Annotated in this window: 16 protein-coding genes and 1 pseudogene; 9 read left to right on the top strand and 8 right to left on the bottom strand. The window is 71.6% G+C overall.

Annotated features, from left to right (window positions below):
• Nucleotides 1-34: 34 nt before the first annotated feature.
• Both QF034_RS27015 and QF034_RS27010 read right to left on the bottom strand, forming a co-directional pair.
• Nucleotides 35-1,675: a DUF3152 domain-containing protein gene (locus QF034_RS27015; RefSeq protein WP_307177373.1), complete on the bottom strand. Its 1,641-nt coding sequence runs from the start codon at nucleotides 1,673-1,675 to the stop codon at nucleotides 35-37.
• 8 nt (nucleotides 1,676-1,683) lie between these two features.
• Nucleotides 1,684-2,718 carry an alpha/beta fold hydrolase gene (locus QF034_RS27010; RefSeq protein ID WP_307177372.1) on the bottom strand — a complete coding sequence of 345 codons (1,035 nt, stop codon included), beginning with the start codon at nucleotides 2,716-2,718 and terminating at the stop codon, nucleotides 1,684-1,686.
• 300 nt (nucleotides 2,719-3,018) lie between these two features.
• On the opposite strand from QF034_RS27010, the gene QF034_RS27005 reads away from it, so the two are divergent.
• The 4 genes from QF034_RS27005 to QF034_RS26990 all read left to right on the top strand — a co-directional run bounded on the left by QF034_RS27005 (nucleotide 3,019) and on the right by QF034_RS26990 (nucleotide 4,934).
• Nucleotides 3,019-3,243 carry an Rv3202a family protein gene (locus QF034_RS27005; protein WP_086560592.1) on the top strand — a complete coding sequence of 75 codons (225 nt, stop codon included), beginning with the start codon at nucleotides 3,019-3,021 and terminating at the stop codon, nucleotides 3,241-3,243.
• 207 nt (nucleotides 3,244-3,450) lie between these two features.
• The gene (locus tag QF034_RS27000) at nucleotides 3,451-4,098 is read left to right on the top strand and encodes a TetR/AcrR family transcriptional regulator (protein ID WP_086560594.1); all 648 of its coding nucleotides are present in this window, start codon (nucleotides 3,451-3,453) and stop codon (nucleotides 4,096-4,098) included.
• Nucleotides 4,099-4,233: 135 nt separating this feature from the next.
• Nucleotides 4,234-4,461, top strand: coding sequence for a DUF3107 domain-containing protein (locus QF034_RS26995; protein WP_010047710.1), 228 nt, complete (start codon nucleotides 4,234-4,236; stop codon nucleotides 4,459-4,461).
• 194 nt (nucleotides 4,462-4,655) lie between these two features.
• Complete coding sequence (locus QF034_RS26990) at nucleotides 4,656-4,934, top strand: hypothetical protein (protein WP_307177371.1); 279 nt, start codon at nucleotides 4,656-4,658, stop codon at nucleotides 4,932-4,934.
• Between the two features lie 310 nt (nucleotides 4,935-5,244).
• Here QF034_RS26990 and QF034_RS26985 read toward each other — a convergent pair whose 3' ends face one another.
• Nucleotides 5,245-6,000, bottom strand: coding sequence for a ferritin-like fold-containing protein (locus tag QF034_RS26985; RefSeq protein ID WP_307177370.1), 756 nt, complete (start codon nucleotides 5,998-6,000; stop codon nucleotides 5,245-5,247).
• A gap of 477 nt (nucleotides 6,001-6,477) precedes the next feature.
• Here QF034_RS26985 and QF034_RS26980 point away from each other — a divergent pair, with 477 nt between their 5' ends.
• Nucleotides 6,478-9,120, top strand: coding sequence for a DEAD/DEAH box helicase (locus tag QF034_RS26980; RefSeq protein ID WP_307179980.1), 2,643 nt, complete (start codon nucleotides 6,478-6,480; stop codon nucleotides 9,118-9,120).
• A 165-nt stretch (nucleotides 9,121-9,285) separates the two neighbouring features.
• Nucleotides 9,286-10,191 carry an alpha/beta fold hydrolase gene (locus QF034_RS26975; protein ID WP_307177369.1) on the top strand — a complete coding sequence of 302 codons (906 nt, stop codon included), beginning with the start codon at nucleotides 9,286-9,288 and terminating at the stop codon, nucleotides 10,189-10,191.
• Here QF034_RS26975 and QF034_RS26970 read toward each other — a convergent pair.
• Nucleotides 10,188-11,082 (bottom strand): annotated as a pseudogene (locus QF034_RS26970) (NYN domain-containing protein). The gene QF034_RS26975 and the pseudogene QF034_RS26970 sit on opposite strands and share 4 nt — an antisense overlap.
• A gap of 228 nt (nucleotides 11,083-11,310) precedes the next feature.
• Between QF034_RS26970 and QF034_RS26965 the strand changes: the two are divergent.
• Together QF034_RS26965 and QF034_RS26960 are read left to right on the top strand one after the other, a co-directional pair.
• Complete coding sequence (locus QF034_RS26965) at nucleotides 11,311-11,463, top strand: DUF8834 family protein (RefSeq protein ID WP_010047718.1); 153 nt, start codon at nucleotides 11,311-11,313, stop codon at nucleotides 11,461-11,463.
• A gap of 134 nt (nucleotides 11,464-11,597) precedes the next feature.
• On the top strand, nucleotides 11,598-13,685 hold the full coding sequence (locus QF034_RS26960; protein WP_307177368.1) for a trypsin-like serine peptidase: 2,088 nt from the start codon (nucleotides 11,598-11,600) through the stop codon (nucleotides 13,683-13,685).
• Between the two features lie 12 nt (nucleotides 13,686-13,697).
• On the opposite strand, the gene QF034_RS26955 is transcribed toward QF034_RS26960, so the two are convergent.
• The 3 genes from QF034_RS26955 to QF034_RS26945 form a co-directional block, all read right to left on the bottom strand.
• Complete coding sequence (locus QF034_RS26955) at nucleotides 13,698-14,303, bottom strand: MarC family protein (protein ID WP_307177367.1); 606 nt, start codon at nucleotides 14,301-14,303, stop codon at nucleotides 13,698-13,700.
• 170 nt (nucleotides 14,304-14,473) lie between these two features.
• A complete protein-coding gene (locus QF034_RS26950; protein ID WP_307177366.1) occupies nucleotides 14,474-15,331 on the bottom strand; it encodes a PHP domain-containing protein in 858 nt (285 codons plus the stop codon).
• A 136-nt stretch (nucleotides 15,332-15,467) separates the two neighbouring features.
• On the bottom strand, nucleotides 15,468-16,109 hold the full coding sequence (locus QF034_RS26945) for a DUF6758 family protein (protein ID WP_307177365.1): 642 nt from the start codon (nucleotides 16,107-16,109) through the stop codon (nucleotides 15,468-15,470).
• 159 nt (nucleotides 16,110-16,268) lie between these two features.
• Here QF034_RS26945 and QF034_RS26940 point away from each other — a divergent pair, with 159 nt between their 5' ends.
• Entirely contained in the window at nucleotides 16,269-17,492 is a 1,224-nt protein-coding gene (locus QF034_RS26940; protein ID WP_086562958.1) for an MFS transporter, read from the top strand.
• A gap of 30 nt (nucleotides 17,493-17,522) precedes the next feature.
• On the opposite strand, the gene QF034_RS26935 is transcribed toward QF034_RS26940, so the two are convergent.
• Nucleotides 17,523-18,107, bottom strand: coding sequence for a suppressor of fused domain protein (locus tag QF034_RS26935; RefSeq protein WP_086562959.1), 585 nt, complete (start codon nucleotides 18,105-18,107; stop codon nucleotides 17,523-17,525).
• Nucleotides 18,108-18,552 lie beyond the last annotated feature (445 nt).

Below are 18,552 nucleotides of genomic sequence, written 5' to 3'. Positions count from 1 at the left end.
AACGCGAGCCGCGCCACATCGCCGGGGGCGCCTGTCAACTCCCGGGGTACGGCCAGGGGTTGGCGCGGCAGTGGATGCCGTCGTGGTCGAGGAACTTGGTCTGCTGCTGCATGACCGGGGCGAGACCGCCGTCCTTGTCGCAGGTGACGTGGCCGTAGCCGAGGCGGTGGCCGACCTCGTGGTTGATCAGCATCTGCCGGTAGGCGTGGATCTTGTCGCCGTACGTCTCCGAGCCCTGCGCCCATCGATAGGCGTTGATCATCACGCGCTCGGTGGCGGCCGAGTCGCAGGAGACGTTGTCCACGGTGGTGTCCAGACCGGACTTGGCGCACCAGTCGGCGGTCGTGCCGGGGCTGGCGAGCGTGATCACGAAGTCGGGCTTGCCGGAGTAGATCCGCTCGAAGGTACGCGCGCCGTTGTGGGCCCAGCTGCGCTGGTCGTTGAGCGTCTTCTGCACGGCCTCGGCGAACAGCGCGCCGTCGAGCCCGAGCCCCTGCTCCACGTCCACGCGATAGGTGAACTTCTGCCCCGTACCCGGCGCCTCGGCGATGCCGGGCACGGCGTCGAACTTCCCCGAGCCCTTGAGCTTGGCGCCGAGCGGGTACGTCCTGCCCATCTTCTCGTCGTACGTCAGCGACTTCGCGCCGGGGGCCGGCACGGGCGCCCGCCCGTCCGCGCGCGACGGGGAGTCCCGGAGGTCGCGGGCCTGGTCGGGGGCGGACTGCGACTGCGCGCCGGAGCCACCGGGCTCGTCGGTGACCTGACCGGCGACGATCACGGCCAGCACGGTGGTGACGGCGGCGGCCGCGATGCCGGTGAAGGTACGGCCCTTGGCGCCCTTGACCGGGGCGGGCGTGCCGGTGGGCGTCATGTCGTCGTCATCGTCATCGTCGGAGCGGATGCCGGCCAGGGCGCCGGCCTTCCTGTCCGAGCCGGAGGCGTAGGCGTCCGCCGCGTGTGCGGAGGCGGGCGTACGGGGTGCGAAGACGTCGTCCTCCTCGTCGAAGGCGTTGAGATACTCCTGCCGCGGCCCGGGCCCGGGGGCCCGTCGCTGCCGCGGTATGGGAGTGCCACCACTGCCCCTCAACTCACCCCAGCCACCCCCGGCTTCCCGCTGCTCGGGATGCCCTCCCCGGACTTGGGGGAAGCCGTGCGCCGGCGTGCCGTCAGGAAGCCGTGGGCCGCCGCCCTGCGGCGGAGTCCCCTCGGGCAGCCTCGGAACGCCCCGCGCCGGCGTGCCGTCAGGGAACCGCGGCAGCCCGCGCGCGGGCGTGCCGTCGGGCAGGCGCGGAGCGCCGTGCACGGGCGTGCCGTCCGGCAGCCAGCCGTCCGGAAGCCGCGGCATCCCGGGCGCAGGCGCCCCATGCGCAGACGTTCCTTGCGAAAGCGTTCCTTGCGAAGGCGGCCCGTGCGCGGACGCCCCGTACGAAAACGTCCCGTCCGCAGACGCCCCGTCCACCGTCGCGGGCCGAGGCCCCGGTGTCCGGCGCGGTGCCGCACCCGGCGGCGGCCAGGCGCCCTGCGACGCGGCCCGGGGCGGAGCCGTCCGGCCTCCCCGGTTCGTGTCCGCCGCCTGGCCCGGCCCCTGCCCCGCCCCGGCCCGGCCGTCCCGTACTTCGGTTGTGTCCGCGGTGTCGCCCTTGGCGACCGGCCCACGGCGGCTGTGGCGTCCCACGTCGCGCCTCAGCCCCCCATGCTCTCGTCGGTGCCCGTTTCGTCGACGGCCTTGTCCTCGCGAGCCCGCTTCGCTCGCCGTTCGCCCGATTCCCCGGCGTCTTCGAGGAGTTCACGAAACGCCATGGCCACCGTCTCCGGGTACTCCATCATGGCCACGTGCCCCGCGTCCGGCAACGTCACCAGCCGCGAGTCGCGATACGCCCGGGCGGCCTTCTGCGCCATCCGGAAGCCCACGAGTTGGTCACGGCCACCGTAGACGAGGAGGGTCGGCGCGAGAACGCGTTCGGCCTGGCGCCACAGTCCCTGCTGGCCGCCCAGCGTGTACGCATTGACGATCCCGCGCGCGGAACGTGTCATGGCGTCCCAGAAGTATGGCAGCCGCAGCCGCCGCTCCATCTCGTGAACCGCGTTGCTGAATCCTTCCGGCGTCACCCGTCCCGGATCCCCGTAACACAGCGCCAGCACGCCGCGGACGCGCTGCTCCACCGTCCACTCCCGGGTCAGCCGGGTGAAGAGCGGGGCGACACCGGGCACCGCCAGCAGCGCTGTGGGCACGGCGGTGCGCTGTACGCGGATTTCGGGCAGAGCGGGCGACACGAGCGTGAGCGTACGGACCAGATCGGGCCGTACCGCGGCGACACGGGTGGTGATGGCGCCACCGAGCGAGTTCCCGAACAGGTGCACGGGACCGCGCCCCGTGGCGTCGAGGTACCGGATGACCGCGCGCGCGTGCCCCATGACCGAGTAGTCGCCGTCGTCCGGCGGCGGGGAGTCGCCGAAGCCCGGCAGGTCGAGGGCCTCGCTGTCGACGACGTCGTCCAGCAGCGGCATCAGCGCCGACCAGTTCTGCGAGGAACCCCCGAGTCCGTGCACGTAGAGCGCGGGAGCCAGCCCCTGGCGCGCGGGGCGCCTCGACCGCACCGACAGCGTGATCCCGGGCAGCTCGACCGAGCTGAGCCGCTCGCCCTCGGCGACCCTGACGGCCGCCACTTTCGGCAGCACATTGGCGGGCGGCACGAACGGCAGCTCGGTCGAAGACATGCGGCAATGTTACGAGACGATCACGTAGTGACTCATGTGTTCGCCGTCACAAGAATCGGCCATGTGAGAAGGGCACATGAGGCGATCGCGGGGAAGGCGCGGGGAAGGAAAGACACCCGAGAACGGGGAGGCACCTGGGAAAGACAGGGCACAGCAGAAGCAGTCAACGAGATGCGCACTGCGTCACGTCCCGGACGCGGATCGCATAGCGTCCGGATCGGGTGTCTCCTAGGCTCGTAGGCAGGGCACCCGCGTGTGGCCCCTGCATCCCCAGGGACGTTCGTAGGAAGGGAGCCCAGCATGGCCGTAGACCCCACCGACCCGGAGACGTTCGAGGCCGAGGAGGTGCCGGAGACGCCGGAGTACGACGTCGAGGCCCCCGAGGTCGACGCGGCCGAGCAGCACACGGACGTCGCGCCGAACCGCGACGACCCGCTGACCGGTGTCGACCCGGACCGTGCCAATGAGGCCGACCTGGTGGAGCAGGCCCGGATCGTCTCTCTCGACGAGGACGACTACCGGTGACGCATGCCGCCGGGTGGCGACGAGGAGCAGCACCGAGCAGGAAAGGAGCCGCATTTTGCCCGCTCTGACCCTGTTTGAAACGTACTCAACCGCTTTCATAACCGTCCGGTCCGTGAAATTCTGCGCTCTCACCGCGCACACCACGGTTACTGAAAAGTACGATGGCGACGCGGCCAGATCCGCACGTGGACGACTTTGGGAGGCGGCGTGACAGCCATCGAGCAGACAGAGGCGGTACGCCCACGGGGCACACGCCTGCCACGCCGTGCCCGACGGAACCAGCTTCTGGGCGCCGCCCAGGAGGTCTTCGTGGCCCAGGGCTATCACGCGGCCGCGATGGACGACATCGCCGAGCGCGCCGGCGTCAGCAAGCCGGTGCTCTACCAGCACTTCCCGGGCAAGCTCGACCTGTATCTCGCGCTGCTGGACCAGCACTGCGAGTCGCTCATCCAGGCCGTACGGAACGCGCTGGCGTCGACGACCGACAACAAGCAGCGCGTGCGGGCGACGATGGACGCCTACTTCGCGTACGTCGAGGACGACGGCGGCGCCTTCCGCCTGGTCTTCGAGTCGGACCTGACGAACGAGCCCGCCGTGCGCGAGCGCGTCGACAAGGTCACCACCGAGTGCGCGGAGGCGATCCGCGACGTCATCGCCGAGGACACGGGCCTGTCGCGCGCGGAGTCGATGCTGCTCGCCTCGGGCCTGGGCGGCCTCGCCCAGGTGGTGGCCCGGTCCTGGCTGCACAGCGATCGCAGCGTGCCGCGCGACGAGGCCGTACAGCTGCTCGCCTCGCTGGCGTGGCGCGGCATCGCGGGCTTCCCGCTGCACGGAACCGACCAGCAGCACCATTGACGGCCGCTTTGTTCCCGCCCGTTGTTCGCTCGTGGCGTTCTCGGGCGGAGCATGCCGGTCCCCTCACCGGGCTAATGTGTGCTGCGTACGGCGCGGAAGGTCGCGCACATCACTGACCGTCGGAGGGACATAGCCGTGGAGGTCAAGATCGGCGTGCAGCACGCGCCCCGCGAGATCGTTCTGGAGAGCGGTCAGAGTGCCGAGGAGGTCGAGCGGGCGGTGTCCGAGGCGCTGGCCGGGAAGTCGCCGCTGCTGACCCTCGTGGACGAGCACGGCCGCAAGGTCCTGGTCCCGGCCGACCGTCTCGCGTACATCGAGATCGGCGAGCCGGCCCCGCGCAAGGTGGGCTTCGGCGCTCTGTAGGCGCATGTGTGGAACGGGGCGGGGTGGCTGTCGGCCGACCCGCCCCGTTTCGCGTTCCCTCTGCGCGTACGGCGCACGGGTTTCTCCACGGATGGAGCACGGTTCACCCACAGAAGTGGGTTGGATTCCGCAGGTCAGGGGTAAGACGGGCTACGACCGATTTGGGCAGCCGGCCATGTGGGAGGGACCTCGACATGCTCCTGGAAGCGCTGAGTTCCGGGATTCTCGGCCTGGCTCTGTCATGGGCGGCCACGCATCGCCTGGCGCACCGGCTCCCGGCCCGCCCCCTGGTCCTGTCGACCGGCGTCGCGGGCGCCCTCTTCGGGGCCTTCGTCATGCACAGTGCGCTGGACACCGGGCACGTGCTGGTGGTGCTGCTCGGCGCGGTGATCGTCTCGGTGGCCTCACTGTCGCTGCTGCTGCGCCCCGCGGGCCGCCCAGGCCGACGATCGGCACGATCGGCGACGGCGTAGCCGAAGCGGTCAGAGGCGCGGGACCCCGCGCCCGGCCGACACCGGCCCGCAGCCGCGACCGCACTGTCGCGGAGCACTCCACGGCCGGCACGCCCCTGCGCGGAACGCCAGGCCCGGAACACCCGGCGCGAAACGCCACACGACGGGGCCCTGCGCAAAGCCCCACACGACCGCCCCCTGCGCGGAGCACTCCCCGGCCGCGACCACCCTGCACAGAACGCCAGGCGACCGGAACCACCCTGCGCGGAGCGCAACGCGACCGGGGCCCCTGTGCGGAGCGGCAACGCGACCGGGGCCCCTGCGCGGAGTGCTACGCCGCCAACCCCAGCGCAGCCATCCGCTTGGTGTGCGCCTCGGTGATGCGGGAGAACATCTTGCCGACCTCGGCGAGGTCGAAGCCGTCCGCGACGCCGCCCACCAGCATGGTCGACAGCGCGTCCCGGTCGGCGACCACCCGCTGGGACTGCGACAGGGCCTCGCCCATCAGCCGCCGCGCCCACAGCGCGAGCCGCCCGCCCACCCGCGGGTCCGCGTCGATCGCGGCGCGCACCTTCTCCACGGCGAAGCCGCCGTGCCCGGTGTCGTCGAGCACGGCCAGCACCAGACCGCGGGAGTCGGAGTCCAGCCGGGCCGCGACCTCCCGGTAGAAGTCACTGGCGATGGAGTCGCCGACGTAGGCCTTGACGAGGCCTTCCAGCCAGTCCGAGGGGGCCGTCTGCTTGTGGAACCCGTCGTAGGCCGCGACGAACGGCTCCATCGCCCGCGTCGGCTCCTCCCCGATCTCGGCGAGCCGGTCGCGCAGCCTCTCGAAGTGGTGGAACTCGGCCGACGCCATCTTCGCCAGCTCCGCCTTGTCCTCCAGCGTCGGCGCCAGCTTGGCGTCCTCCGCGAGCCGCTCGAACGCCGCCAGTTCCCCGTACGCGAGCGCACCGAGCAGGTCCACGACCGCGGCGCGGTACTGCGGGTCGGCGGAGGCCGTCGCCCAGTCCCGGGCGGCGATTCCGGTCTGTTCGGCCGGGGGGGCGGTGGTGTCCGAGGCGTTCTCAGGCTTGTCAGAGCTCGTCATGAAGCGCACAATAGCCCGCCCGCCGGGAGGCGTAAGGCCCTGGTCAATCAGTGTGACGACGACTACGTGACCAAATCGGCCGTCGCGTGTGCAGGATTCCGGGGTATGGTGGTAATGCGCCTGCTGGTACGTCGACGTACCTCGACAGGCCGCACGTATGAGGATGCCCGGTCGGTGGCCCGATCGGCTCCGACCCGACAGACCCTCCCGTCCATACGGCACAGTGCGTACGGATGCCGGAGGGACACCCTCAGCGGCATGAGCGCTAGAGCGTCGGTGCGGTCCCGTGCTCTACGGCCCGCCCGTAGGCAGCCGACGTCCCCGGCACGGTCCGACAAGACCCCCGCGCTCGCCTCGCGCCGCCCACACAGAAGAGGCAGCACCCTGACTACGACGTTCCGAGAGCTCGGAATCCTCCCCGAGACCGCCGAGGCCCTGGAGGCCGTCGGCATCACCACCGCCTTCCCCATCCAGGAGATGACGCTTCCCGTGGCCCTTTCGGGCGCGGACGTCATCGGCCAGGCCAAGACCGGCACCGGCAAGACGCTGGGCTTCGGCCTCCCGCTCCTCGAGCGCGTCACCGTCCCCGCCGACGTCGAGGCCGGACGCGCCAAGCCCGAAGACCTCACCGACGCCCCGCAGGCGCTCGTCGTCGTCCCCACGCGCGAGCTGTGCACGCAGGTCACCAACGACCTGCTGACCGCGGGCAAGGTGCGCAACGTGCGTGTCCTCGCGATCTACGGCGGCCGGGCCTACGAGCCCCAGGTCGAGGCCCTGAAGAAGGGCGTCGACGTGGTCGTCGGCACCCCGGGCCGGCTGCTCGACCTCGCCGGGCAGAAGAAGCTGAACCTGAAGCACGTCAGGTGCCTGGTCCTCGACGAGGCCGACGAGATGCTCGACCTGGGCTTCCTGCCCGACGTCGAGAAGATCATCAACATGCTGCCGGTCCGGCGCCAGACGATGCTGTTCTCGGCGACCATGCCGGGCGCGGTCATCGGACTGGCCCGCCGCTACATGTCGCAGCCCACGCACATCAGCGCCACGGCGCCGGACGACGCGGGCAAGACGGTCGCGAACACCAAGCAGTACATCTACCGCGCGCACAACATGGACAAGCCGGAGATGGTCGCGCGCATCCTGCAGGCCGACGGCCGGGGACTGGTCATGGTCTTCTGCCGTACGAAGCGCACGGCGGCGGACCTCGCCGACCAGCTCCAGCAGCGCGGCTTCGCCTCCGGCGCGGTCCACGGCGACCTCGGCCAGGGCGCCCGCGAGCAGGCCCTGCGGGCCTTCCGCAACGGCAAGGTGGACGTCCTCGTCTGCACCGACGTCGCCGCCCGCGGTATCGACGTCGAGGGCGTCACCCACGTCATCAACTACCAGTCGCCGGAAGACGAGAAGACGTACCTGCACCGCATCGGCCGTACGGGCCGCGCGGGCGCCAAGGGCATCGCGATCACGCTCGTCGACTGGGACGACATCCCGCGCTGGCAGCTGATCAACAAGGCGCTGGACCTGGGCTTCAACGACCCGCCGGAGACGTACTCCACGTCCCCGCACCTCTACGCCGACCTCGGCATCCCCGAGGGCACCAAGGGCGTTCTGCCGCGCTCGGAGCGCAAGCGCGCCGGGCTGGACGCGGAGGAGCTGGAGGACCTGGGCGAGACGGGCGGCCGGGGGCCGCGCGGCCGGGGTGGCCGTGGCCGCAACGGCCGGGACGAGTCCCCGTCGGCCGACCGTGAGCAGTCGGCCCGTACGCCGCGACGCCGCCGCCGTACGCGCGGCGGGACGCCGCTGGACGGCGCACCGGAGTCCGTCGGCACCACCGCTGCGGGCACCACGGCCACGGGCGGCTCCGCCGAGGCGGAGGCCGTCACGGCTCCGCGCACCCCACGTCGCCGTCGCCGGACCCGCGGCGGCGCCCCGGCAGCCGAGTCGGCGCCGGTCACGGCGGTCGAGTCCCCCGCGTCCGCACCGGCGGAGAACGCCGTGGCGACGGCGGAGGGCACGAGCACGGAGGCGGCGAAGCCGCGCCGGCGCCGTACGCGCAGGTCGGAGACGCCGGTGGAGACGCCGGCGGTGGAAGCCGCCGTGACGCCTTCGGCCGCAGTGGAGACCCCGGCACAGGCGGACGCAAATGCCGCGTCGGTCGTGGCCGCCGCGGTGACCGAACAGCCCGAGGCGCCTGCGGCCAGGCCGCGCCGCCGCACCCGCAAGACCACGGCTTCCTCCGCGGCCGAGCAGGCGGTCGACACGGCCGAGGGGACCGTCGAGTCCGCACCGGAGCCGACGCAAACGAAGCCGCGTCGCACCCGCAAGACGGCTGCCGGGTCGGAGGCCCCTGCCGCTCCGGCCGAGGCCACGGAGGCCAAGCCGCGCCGCACGCGCAAGGCGACCGCCGCAGCGGAGGACGCCGTCGACACGGCCGAAACCGCCGAGGCCAAGCCCAGGCGTACCCGCAAGGCCGCCACGGGCGTCGAGGGCACCACCGGCGAGGCACAGGCCACCGAGCCCAAGCCCCGCCGCATGCGGAAGACAACCGCAGCAGCTGAAGCCGCCGTCGACACCGCCGAAGGCACGGAAGCCAAGCCGCGCCGCCGCACTCGCAAGGCCGTCGAAGCCGCCGAGCCCGCCGACGCCGTCACAGCCGGGATCCCGGCCCAGACGGCGCAGGAGCCCGAGTCCGCCGAGGCCAAGCCGCGGCGTACGCGCAAGGCGACGGCCAAGGCCGAGGCGAGCGTGGACACGGCCGAGGCGACCGAGGCGAAGCCGCGCCGGACGCGGAAGACGGCCGCCGCGGCTGCGGATGCCGACACCGCCGAAGGCACGGAGGCCAAGCCCCGCCGCACGCGGAAGACCGCCGCCGCGGCCGAAGCCGCCGCCGACACGGCCGAAGGCGCGGAAGCCAAGCCGCGCCGCCGCACCCGCAAGGTCACCGAGCCCGCCGATATCCCGGCACAGGCCGGGCAGGAGCCGGAGACCGCCAAGCCGCGTCGCACGCGGAAGTCGGCAGCGGCCGCCACGGCCTCCGCCGAGGTCGCGGGCGACGCGGCCGAGGCGAAGCCGAAGGCCCGCCGCACCCGCAAGGCCACGGCCGCCGCGGAGCCCACGGAGGGCTGACACTCCCTCGATGGCCCGGCCCCACCGCGTGTGGGGCCGGGCCATCGGCATTCCCCTGGCGCGGTCCGCCCCGCGCAGCCCCTTTGCCGGCCGCCACCCACCGGCTCCCCCACCACCAGCCCACTACCAGCCCGCCACCCCACCCCCACCAGCTACCCTCGCCCCGTGACCAAGCAAGCCACCTTCACTCCACCCCCGGGCGCCCGCGCATACCCCCTGCGCACCACCCGCGGCGAGTTCGCCGTCGTCGACTCGCCGCCGAAGTCGGGGCCGGGGGCGGGGTCGAAGGCGGGGTCGGAGCCCAAGGGAGTCGCCTTGATGCTGCCCGGGTTCACCGGCAGCAAGGAGGACTTCAGGCTGCTCCACGAGCCGCTCGCGGAGCGCGGGTACCGGGTCGTCGCCGTGGACGGGCGGGGGCAGCACGAGTCGGACGGCCCCGTGGACGACGAATCCGCCTACGCCCAGCGGGAACTGGCCCGGGACGTGCTCGCGCAGGCCGAGGCGCTCGGCGGGTGCGTACACCTCGTCGGGCACTCGCTCGGCGGGCAGATCGCGCGGGCGGCCGTGCTGCTGGACCACTCCCCCTTCCTCTCCCTCACCCTGGTCTCGTCCGGCCCGGCGGAGATCTCCGTCTCCCAGCAGCAGCGCGTGAAGCTGCTGCGGGACGCGCTCGCCGTGCGGTCGATGGAGGCGGTGTGGGAGGCCATCCAGGCGATGGGACCGCCGGAGGAGGTCGGCGGACCGGCTCGCGGCCTCGGCGACGCTGAGCAGTTGCGCCGCCGCTGGCTGGGCCACAGCCCCGCCCAACTTCTCGCGACCGGAGGTCAGTTGTGCACCGAGCCGGACCGTGTCGACGAACTCGCCGCCGTACCGTTGCCGTTCCACGTCCTGTCGGGCGCGCACGACGACACCTGGCCGGTGGCGATCCTCGACGACATGGCCGTACGGCTGAACGCGCACCGCACGGTCGTCGCGGGAGCCGAGCACTCCCCGAACGCCGACCAGCCCCTGCCGACCGCCCACTCCCTCGCCGACTTCTGGGACAACGTCTCCCAGGGCCGCCCGGCCTAGTACTGCGTCTGGAGGTGCTCCCAGAAGCCGTCCCGCAGTGCGCGCCGCAGGTCCGCCTGGCCGCGCAGTGAGTACTGCAACAGGCCCTCCGCCTCCACGAGCAGGTCCTGGTCCACCGAGCCGGGCAGGTAGGGGTGGCCGGGCAGCAGCTCGACCAGCGTGTCCCGGCCGCGCGCCGCCAGCCACTTCGCCGCGATCTGCGCGCCCACGAACCGCACGTCCTCACGGGTGGGCCGGCCCGCGGCCGTCTCGTAGGCGGGGGCCGTGCGGCGGGAGACGTAAGGCTTGAAGAAGTCGAGGTCGAAGGTGCGCTGGCTGTCGACCTCCCACAGGAGGGGCTCCGCCTGGTTGCGGCCCTCCGGCGCCCTCGATGCCCCAGAGGTGGACGCGGGCGCCGTACCCCTGGGCCGCCTCCACCGCCGACACCAGGTCCTCGTCGCCGCCGAGCAGGGCCGCGTCGCTGATGGCGCGGTGCCGGGCGAGGGACTCCAGGTCGGTGCGGATGAGCGAATCGACGCCCTTCTGCTGGTTGTTGGAGTTCAGGTTGCCCAGGCGCACCTTGACGTCCGGCAGTTCCGCGATGCTCTGCTGCTCCGCCGTGTGGATGCGGCGGCGGGCGCCGTCGTACCAGTAGACCCGCAGCAGCCGGCTGTCCGCGAAGATCGTGCGGGCCGTGTCGATGAGCGCGTCGATCAGGCCCTCGGCGTCGAGATCGAAGGCCCGGCGGTCCTCCGTACCGGTGACGAGACGTCCCGCGGCCGCGTACAGGTACCCGGCATCGACGAAGATCGCATGGGTCGAGGGTGTCTTCGCCACCTCGGCGAGCATGCGCTGGAGCAGCTCGTTGGTGCGGTCGATGCGGGCGCTCAGGGCCGCGAGGTCGTCGTTCATCACCTCCATTGTCCCGGCGGTCACGCTGCGAACACAACCGGTCCCGGTCGGTCCCGTAACGACAACCTTACGGCTCAGTAATTAGCCGGTCGAAAAATTTCCTTAGCGTAGGGAATGTTTCAACCGTCCCATGCTGTTGACCCATACGGAACACCGGGCACCGCTGCCCCGTGGGCCGACCACCGAGTAGTTCTCCTCAGGAGGATGACCAGACGAAGGGAGAAGCCCTTGCGCTTCGAAATCATGCACCTCGACGACGTCGACGGCACGCCCGTGGACACGACCGTCGTGGACGCCGCCTCCGTCAACCGCATCGTTCAGCAGGCCGCCGCCACAGGGCAGCGTCTCTGGATCCGCCCGGCCGGGACCACGGCCTCGTAACGCGCGCCGCTCTCCCACACTTCAAGCCCCCGCACGGCATCGGCCGTGCGGGGGCTTTGCTGTTGCGGACCTCCGTGGCGGGGGGCGTACTGGCTCAGGGGGACGGCGAGAGCGAGAACAGGACGGTGGACGGCATGTCCGTGACGGGCCGGTCGAACGAGGAACTGCACGAGCGGGCCACAGCCGAGGCCGCGCAGCGATACGAGGACTCCGCTGCGGAGCGCGAGCGGGTCGAGGGCCGGATCGCGGCCGGTGTGCGGTTCCCGGACACCCCGGACGCGCTCGCCGTGCGCGCCGACCGGATCCTCGACCGGGGCGGTCTGTCGCCTTCGGCGGTGGTGGCGGACATCCGCGGCGAGGCCATGGACCTGCCCCAGGCCAACGAACGCATCATCGACCTGTCGAACGAGCTCCAGGCCTGGAGCTTCCTGCCGCGCGGGGTCAGGGCCGGAGCCACGGTCGCCCGCATCACCCTGCGCCGCGACGGCCGGGAGCTTCCGCACGGCACCGGCTTCCTGGTCTCGCCGCGGCTGCTGATGACCAACCACCACGTGCTGCCCGACGAGAGCTTCGCCCGCCAGTGCTTCGCGGAGTTCAACGCGCAGGTCACGGTCGACAACGTGCCCGACACCGCCGTCCGCATGGAGCTCGACCCCGGGACCTTCTTCGCCGCGGACCAGCGGCTGGACTTCGCCCTCGTGGCGGTCACGCCCACCCAGGACGGACGCCCGCCGGGCGAGGTCTTCGGCTGGAACCGGCTCAGCGTGCAGTTCGGCAAGCTGGTGCTCGGCGAGAAGGTCAACATCATCGGTCACCCGGACGGGCGCCTCAAGGAAATCGTTCTGCGCGACAACGCGGTGCTGGTGCGACTCGACGACTTCGTCCAGTACCGGACCGACACCCGCCCCGGAAACTCGGGCTCCCCCGTCTTCAACGACCAGTGGGAGGTCGTGGCCCTGCACCACAGCGGCGTACCGAAGAAGGACGACCAGGGGCGTGTGCTGCGGAAGGACGGCCGGCCCTGGAGTCAGGGCGACGGCGACGACGCGATCGACTGGGTCGCCAACGAGGGCGTCCGCATCAGCTCGATCCTGAAGCATCTGGCCCGGCTGGACCTCGACCCCGGGCGCCGCGCGCTGCTGGCCGAGATGGGCCCGGACTCCGGCCTGGACCAGAGCACGGCAGCTCTCGCACCCCAGCCGGCAGGAAGCACGCCGGGCGTACCCGGTGTCACGACCCCGTCGGTCCCGGACGCCCCCGTGACGGTGGCCATGACCGAGAGCGAGACCCGGACGCAGGGCCCCAAGAAGGGACGTCCGGCCCGCGGCACCGCCTTCGGCGGCCGTCGGCACCTGGTCTTCCTGCACGGCAGGGACCAGCAGGGCAAGGAGCCCGAGGACCTCCGCCGGGAGTGGACGTCCGGCCTGAACCGCGGCCTCACGCTCGCGGCACTGCCCACGGTCGACCCGCAGGACGTGTGGTTCCCGTTCTACGGCACGAGGCTGGCCGACCTCGTGAGCGGGCGGGAGAGCACGGCCCAGCCCGTCGGACTCGACGAGGTGAGCGCCGCCGCTGCCGCCGAGGTCTTCGCCGCCGAATCGCCCACCGGCTCCTACGAGCAGCTGCTCTACGAGGCCGCCGCCCGGGCCGGCATGCCCCAGAACGGGCCGGCGGCCACGGAGGGCTTCGGTGCGGGGCTGGTCGGCGCGCTGCACCGGCCGCTGAGCTGGCTCGCCGCCCGGTCCGACCTGGACGAGTGGACCATCGCCACGTTCCTGCGGGACGTCGACCTGTATCTCGGCGACAGTGCCGTGCGGCAGGCCGTGCTGGACAGCGTCCTGGAGACGATGCCCGCCACCGGCGAACTGGTGCTGGTCACGCACAGCCTGGGCACGGTCGTCGGCGTGGACCTGCTGACCCGGCTCCCGGCGGGACTCGACCCCGTCCTGCTGGTCACCGCGGGCAGTCCGCTCGGGCTGGACGGCGTCAACGAGCGGCTCCTCGCCCGCGGCCCGCACCGGCCGCCGAAGGTCCGCGACTGGGTCAACGTCTGGTGCCCCACCGACGCGGTCGCCGTCGGCTGCCCCTTGGAGGACGAGCGGTGGGGCAAGCTGACGCAGCTGGCCGTCCAGAACGGCCGGGATCGCGTGCACAAGATCGATGAGTACCTCGCCCACCCGGGACCGGCCAAGGAGATCGGTACCGTCCTCACCCGTCCCTGACGCGGCGGCGCGTCAGCTTCCCCGGATCACCTGCGTGACCCCGTTGATGATCTGCTGCACGGCGATCGCGGACAGCATCATGCCCGCGAGCCGCGTCACCAGGACGACACCGCCGTCCTTGATGATCCGGATGATCACCAGCGAGTAGCGCATCACCAGCCACAGCACGACGTGGATGGCGAGGATCGCCGTCCACACGGAGACCTGCGTGGCGACGCTGTGGGCCTTCTGCACGGCGAGGATGACCGACACGATCGCCCCGGGCCCGGCCAGCAGCGGCATACCCAGCGGCACGAGGGCGACGTTGACGTCCTTGGTCTGCTTGGGCTCGTCCGTCTTGCCGGTCAGCAGGTCGAGCGCGATCAGCAGAAGCAGCAGCCCGCCCGCGATCATCAGCGCGGGCACGGACACGTGCAGGTAGTTCAGGATCTGATGCCCGAGCAGCCCGAACACGGTGATCACACCACCGGCGACACAGACGGCCTGGAAGGCCATCCGCTTCTGTACCTTGCCGGGCCGTCCGGCCGTGAGTGCGAGGAAGATCGGGGTGATCCCGGGGGGATCCATGATGACGAAGAGGGTCAGGAACAGGGAGCCGAAAACGGCGAGGTCGAACATGAGCGTGATGGCCTTGCGGGGTCAGTGAGCGTGGGCAGCGGGCATCCGCGACCGCTGTGGGCAGGCGTTCCGCTGGGGGTCCCGCCAGGCCCTTAAGGCACTGGGGGAGGAACGGGTGGGCACAGCCGACAACGCCGGGTGCCTGAATACGGACCTACAGGACAGAGACCTCAGACCCCGCCGGCCCCCGGCACGGGAAACGCCCCGAAGGCCCGCCGCGTGATCTCCCCGTACACCTCGGGATCCGTCGTGTACTCCCCGAGCACGCACGTCTTCCGGCTGCCGTGATAGTCGCTGGACCCGGTCACAAGGAGCCCCAGCTCCTTCGCCAGCCCCCGCAGCCGCGCACGCGTGTCCGTGTCGTGGTCCATGTGGTCGACCTCGATGCCGTCCAGCCCGGCCGCGGCCATCTCGGCGATCGCGGCCTCCGGCACCGTACGCCCCCGCTTGCTCGCCCCGGGGTGCGCGAACACCGCGACCCCGCCCGCGCCCTTGATCAGCCGGATCGCCTCGAAGGGGTCGGTCTCGTGCTTCTCCACGAAGGCCCGGCCGCCGTCGGCCAGCCAGTCCTCGGTGAAGGCGTCATTGACGGTCGGCACGACGCCCAGCTCGACGAGCGCGGTCGCCACGTGCGGACGCCCGACGGACCCGTCACCGGCGATCCGCGCCACCTGCTCCCAGGTCACGGGCACGCCCAGCTCCTGAAGCTTGGCGATCATGCCCTGCGCCCGGGGCACCCGGTCGTCGCGGACCAGCTCGCGCTCGGCGAGCAGCGCCGGCTCCTCGGCATCGAAGAGGTACGCCAGCATGTGCATGCTGATGCCGTCGAGTCGGCAGGAGAGCTCGGCGCCCGTGACCAGCGTGAGCCGCTCGGGCAACGCGGCGATCGCCTCGGCGTGGCCGCGGGTGGTGTCGTGATCGGTCAGCGCGACGACGTCCAGCCCGGTGGCTGCGGCCTTCCGCACCAGCTCGGCGGGAGCGTCCGTACCGTCGGAAGCGGTGGAGTGGGTGTGCAGATCGATACGCACGACGCGGACTCCAGACACGGACGGGACGAGCAGGGCTGCTCCAGGATAACCGCATTTTCGACAGCCCTTGTCACACCCGAACCCCCCAGGCGCCCCCTACACCCGCGCGCCCGAAGCCCCACCCCCGCCCTGGGCGCTACGGCTGAAGCAATCGCGGTGACAGAGCCCCGCACGGCACCAGCTCCACCTCCGCGCCGGCCTCCCGCAGATCCGCCAGCACCAGCTCGTCGTACATCAACAACCCCGACTGCTCGGGCCACACGACCGCCCACAGCCACATCCCGAGCGCCTCACCGGCGAAGACCGCACGATCGTCCGGCGCACCGGACACATGCCACAGCGGCGTCGGACGCCCGGCGGCGAGAACCTTCGCCTGCGCCGGCTTCCCGACGTCGATGTACGGCCCCGGGTCCGGACCCTCCATGCCCGCGTACCGCGCACCGAGTCCGACGCCGAGCTCCTCCGCCACCAGGATCAGCTCACCCATCCCGCCGAGCGGCCCGGGCCCCGTGCAGGCCACGGCCGTGGCGCGGCCGCCCGTGCGGTCGTCCCCCGCGCAGGCGACACCCGTGAACAGCCAGCCGACCGGCAGCGGCCAGGGCATCCACACCGGCACCTGGGTGCGGTGCACCACGACGTTGAGGGCGTCGACGCTGGGCGGTATCACGGGCTGCACCGGATGGACGGTGCCGTGCACATCGCACTGCCACGAGTCGGAGAAGAGGCCGGGAGCCCTGACCCGGCCACCACACTTCGGGCAACTGGGTTCGCCCCTCATAGGGCCCCACGGTCCTACCCGCGCCCCGTCGCGTCAAGGACGATCACCCAACCGGACGGAACCCTTCACTCCCGCACTAGGTGCCCCTTGCATTAATTAGCCTGACTAACTTAGTGTGTGTATATACCAACTACTTTCGTTCGGGAAAGGGAGCAAGCAATGGACCCCTTCGACGCCGGAGCGGGCGGCCTCCTGAAGCAGCCCAAGTCCGTGTGGGCGACCGCCGGGGCGTCGGTCGTCGCCTTCATGGGCATCGGACTCGTCGACCCGATCCTGCCGTCCATCGCCCAGGGTCTGCACGCCACGGCCAGCCAGGTCTCCCTGCTCTTCACCTCGTACTTCCTCATCACGGCCGTCGCGATGCTGGTGACGGGCTTCGTCTCCAGCCGGATCGGCGGCCGGAAGACGCTGCTGCTCGGCCTCGCGTTCGTCGTGGTGTTCGCCGGGCTCGCGGGCACCTCCGGATCCGTCGGCGAACTGGTCGGCTTCCGGGCCGGCTGGGGTCTCGGCAACGCGCTGTTCGTCTCGACGGCCCTCGCGGTCATCGTCGGCGCGGCGGCCGGCGGAAGCGCGGCGGCGATCCTGCTGTACGAGTCGGCCCTCGGCCTCGGCATGGCGTGCGGTCCGCTGCTGGGCGCCCTGCTCGGTGACGCCAGCTGGCGCTACCCGTTCTTCGGCACGGCGTTCCTCATGGCGGTCGGCTTCCTGTGCATCGCCGTGTTCCTGAAGGAGCAGCCGAAGCCGGCCCGCAAGACCTCGCTCCTGGACCCGGTCAAGGCGCTGGGCCACGGCGGCCTCGCCTCAGCGGCGGTCTCGGCGTTCTTCTACAACTACACGTTCTTCACCGTGCTGGCCTTCACCCCGTTCGTGCTGAACATGAGCCCGTACCGGTCGGGGGCGGTGTTCTTCGCCTGGGGCGTGCTGCTCGCCGTCTTCTCGGTGATCGTGGCGCCGCGGCTGCAGAAGCGGTTCGGCTCGCTGAAGGTGCTCGGCGGTTCACTGGTGCTGCTCGCGGCCGACGTGCTCGTGCTCGGCTACGGCTCCCACACCACGGCCGTCGTCTGCACGATCCTGTCCGGCGCCTTCATCGGCGTGAACAACACCGTCTACACCGAGCTGGCCCTCGGCGTCTCGGACGCGCCCCGGCCGGTGGCGAGCGCGGGCTACAACTTCGTGCGCTGGTTCGCGGCGGCCGCCGCCCCGTACTTCGCGCCGAAGATCGAGGAGTGGACCGACCTGCACATCCCGTTCGTGGTGGCGGCGGTCACCGCGGTCGTGGGCGCGCTCGTGGTCGTCGTACGGCGCAAGGCGCTCACGCACGAAGCCGAGGAGCTGGAGCCGAAGCACGCCACCGAGGACGGTGTCGCCGTCTTCGCCAACTGACGCCTCACGGCCAGGGGTTGGTGAGCTTCCTCACTCCAGCGGGACGGACTTCCGGGACGGATCCCGGAGGTCCGTCCCCTGGTTCAGCCACCTCTCCTGGAGCGCCTGGGCGCCGTGCACGCGCTTCCAGGCGGCCTCGTTCGGCGTCATCGGCAGCAGCGGCAGGAACCGCACGGGGTCGAGGGGCTCGTCGAGCTCCAGGTCCTCGACCAGGCCGCCCGGCTCGGCGACCAGGACCGAGGTGAAGGGGGCGCCGGGCCACAGCGGCTCACCGACGTCGAGCGAGGCCCCCGGGGCCACGACCAGGCCCTCCACCTGCGGAGACGCGGCGAGTACGGCGAGCGGGCGGAGCACCTTGTCGGTGTCGGCCAGCCCGGCGCGCACCGAGAGGACCAGCTCGGCGCGCGGGCCCTTGACCGGGTCGGCGACCACCGCCGTGGGCTCCGTCATGGGCTGCGCGGACATACCGAGCGTGGCGTAGCGGACGATCTCTCCCTCCTGGAAGCGGAGCACCTCGATGCGGTCCGTGCCCAGGAAGGTGACCGCCGCGCGCCCGTCCGGTTCGCCCAGCGCGCTGCGCAACCGGGCCTCGACCAGAGGAAGAACATTTGCCATGCGGCGAGCATAGAACTCGTCAGTAGCGGGCAAACAAGGGCCTTGACACGTCGGGCGGCTGATACTCTTGCCCGGTGGTTCGGGGCAGCACGCAGAAGCGTCGCGATCAAGCCCCGACGCCGAAGGAACTCCCTTACGAGGGACCGGCCGGAGGAGGTGGGACTGCAATGGACCGAAGTCGACCGTGCAGTAGCACCACGCTCTTCCCGCCGCTGACGTAGCTGTTCTGGCTCTGGCTGGTCGCCACCTCTCGCACTCGCTTCACGCGGAAGAGCGCTTCGTTTCGCTTTGCCTGATCTGCCTCAGTAGCTGAATCAGTAACGAGACTCGCCACCGCGACGGTGCGGTGCTCCCCGCTTTGTGGACGTGCCAAACATCATCGGTCCCAACGTCCTCATTCCGGGTAGTTCCACCTGTCGGGTCCGGCGCCTTTCGTTGCCTGTCG

Source organism: Streptomyces africanus (genome assembly GCF_030816955.1).
GTDB classification, from domain to species: Bacteria; Actinomycetota; Actinomycetes; order Streptomycetales; family Streptomycetaceae; genus Streptomyces; species Streptomyces africanus.
The sequence above is the reverse complement of the archived record's forward strand: the minus strand, read 5'-3'. Positions and strand labels throughout refer to the sequence as shown.

Excerpts from the sequence above, each read along its gene's own strand:
- QF034_RS27005 (WP_086560592.1), top strand. The coding sequence starts at position 3,019 with ATGGCCGTAGACCCCACCGACCCGGAGACGTTCGAGGCCGAGGAGGTG.
- QF034_RS26935 (WP_086562959.1), bottom strand. The coding sequence starts at position 18,107 with ATGGCAAATGTTCTTCCTCTGGTCGAGGCCCGGTTGCGCAGCGCGCTG.
- QF034_RS26945 (WP_307177365.1), bottom strand. The coding sequence starts at position 16,109 with ATGAGGGGCGAACCCAGTTGCCCGAAGTGTGGTGGCCGGGTCAGGGCT.
- QF034_RS26990 (WP_307177371.1), top strand. The coding sequence starts at position 4,656 with ATGCTCCTGGAAGCGCTGAGTTCCGGGATTCTCGGCCTGGCTCTGTCA.
- QF034_RS27010 (WP_307177372.1), bottom strand. The coding sequence starts at position 2,718 with ATGTCTTCGACCGAGCTGCCGTTCGTGCCGCCCGCCAATGTGCTGCCG.
- QF034_RS26980 (WP_307179980.1), top strand. The coding sequence starts at position 6,478 with ATGACGCTTCCCGTGGCCCTTTCGGGCGCGGACGTCATCGGCCAGGCC.
- QF034_RS26960 (WP_307177368.1), top strand. The coding sequence starts at position 11,598 with ATGTCCGTGACGGGCCGGTCGAACGAGGAACTGCACGAGCGGGCCACA.
- QF034_RS26955 (WP_307177367.1), bottom strand. The coding sequence starts at position 14,303 with ATGTTCGACCTCGCCGTTTTCGGCTCCCTGTTCCTGACCCTCTTCGTC.
- QF034_RS26940 (WP_086562958.1), top strand. The coding sequence starts at position 16,269 with ATGGACCCCTTCGACGCCGGAGCGGGCGGCCTCCTGAAGCAGCCCAAG.
- QF034_RS26985 (WP_307177370.1), bottom strand. The coding sequence starts at position 6,000 with ATGACGAGCTCTGACAAGCCTGAGAACGCCTCGGACACCACCGCCCCC.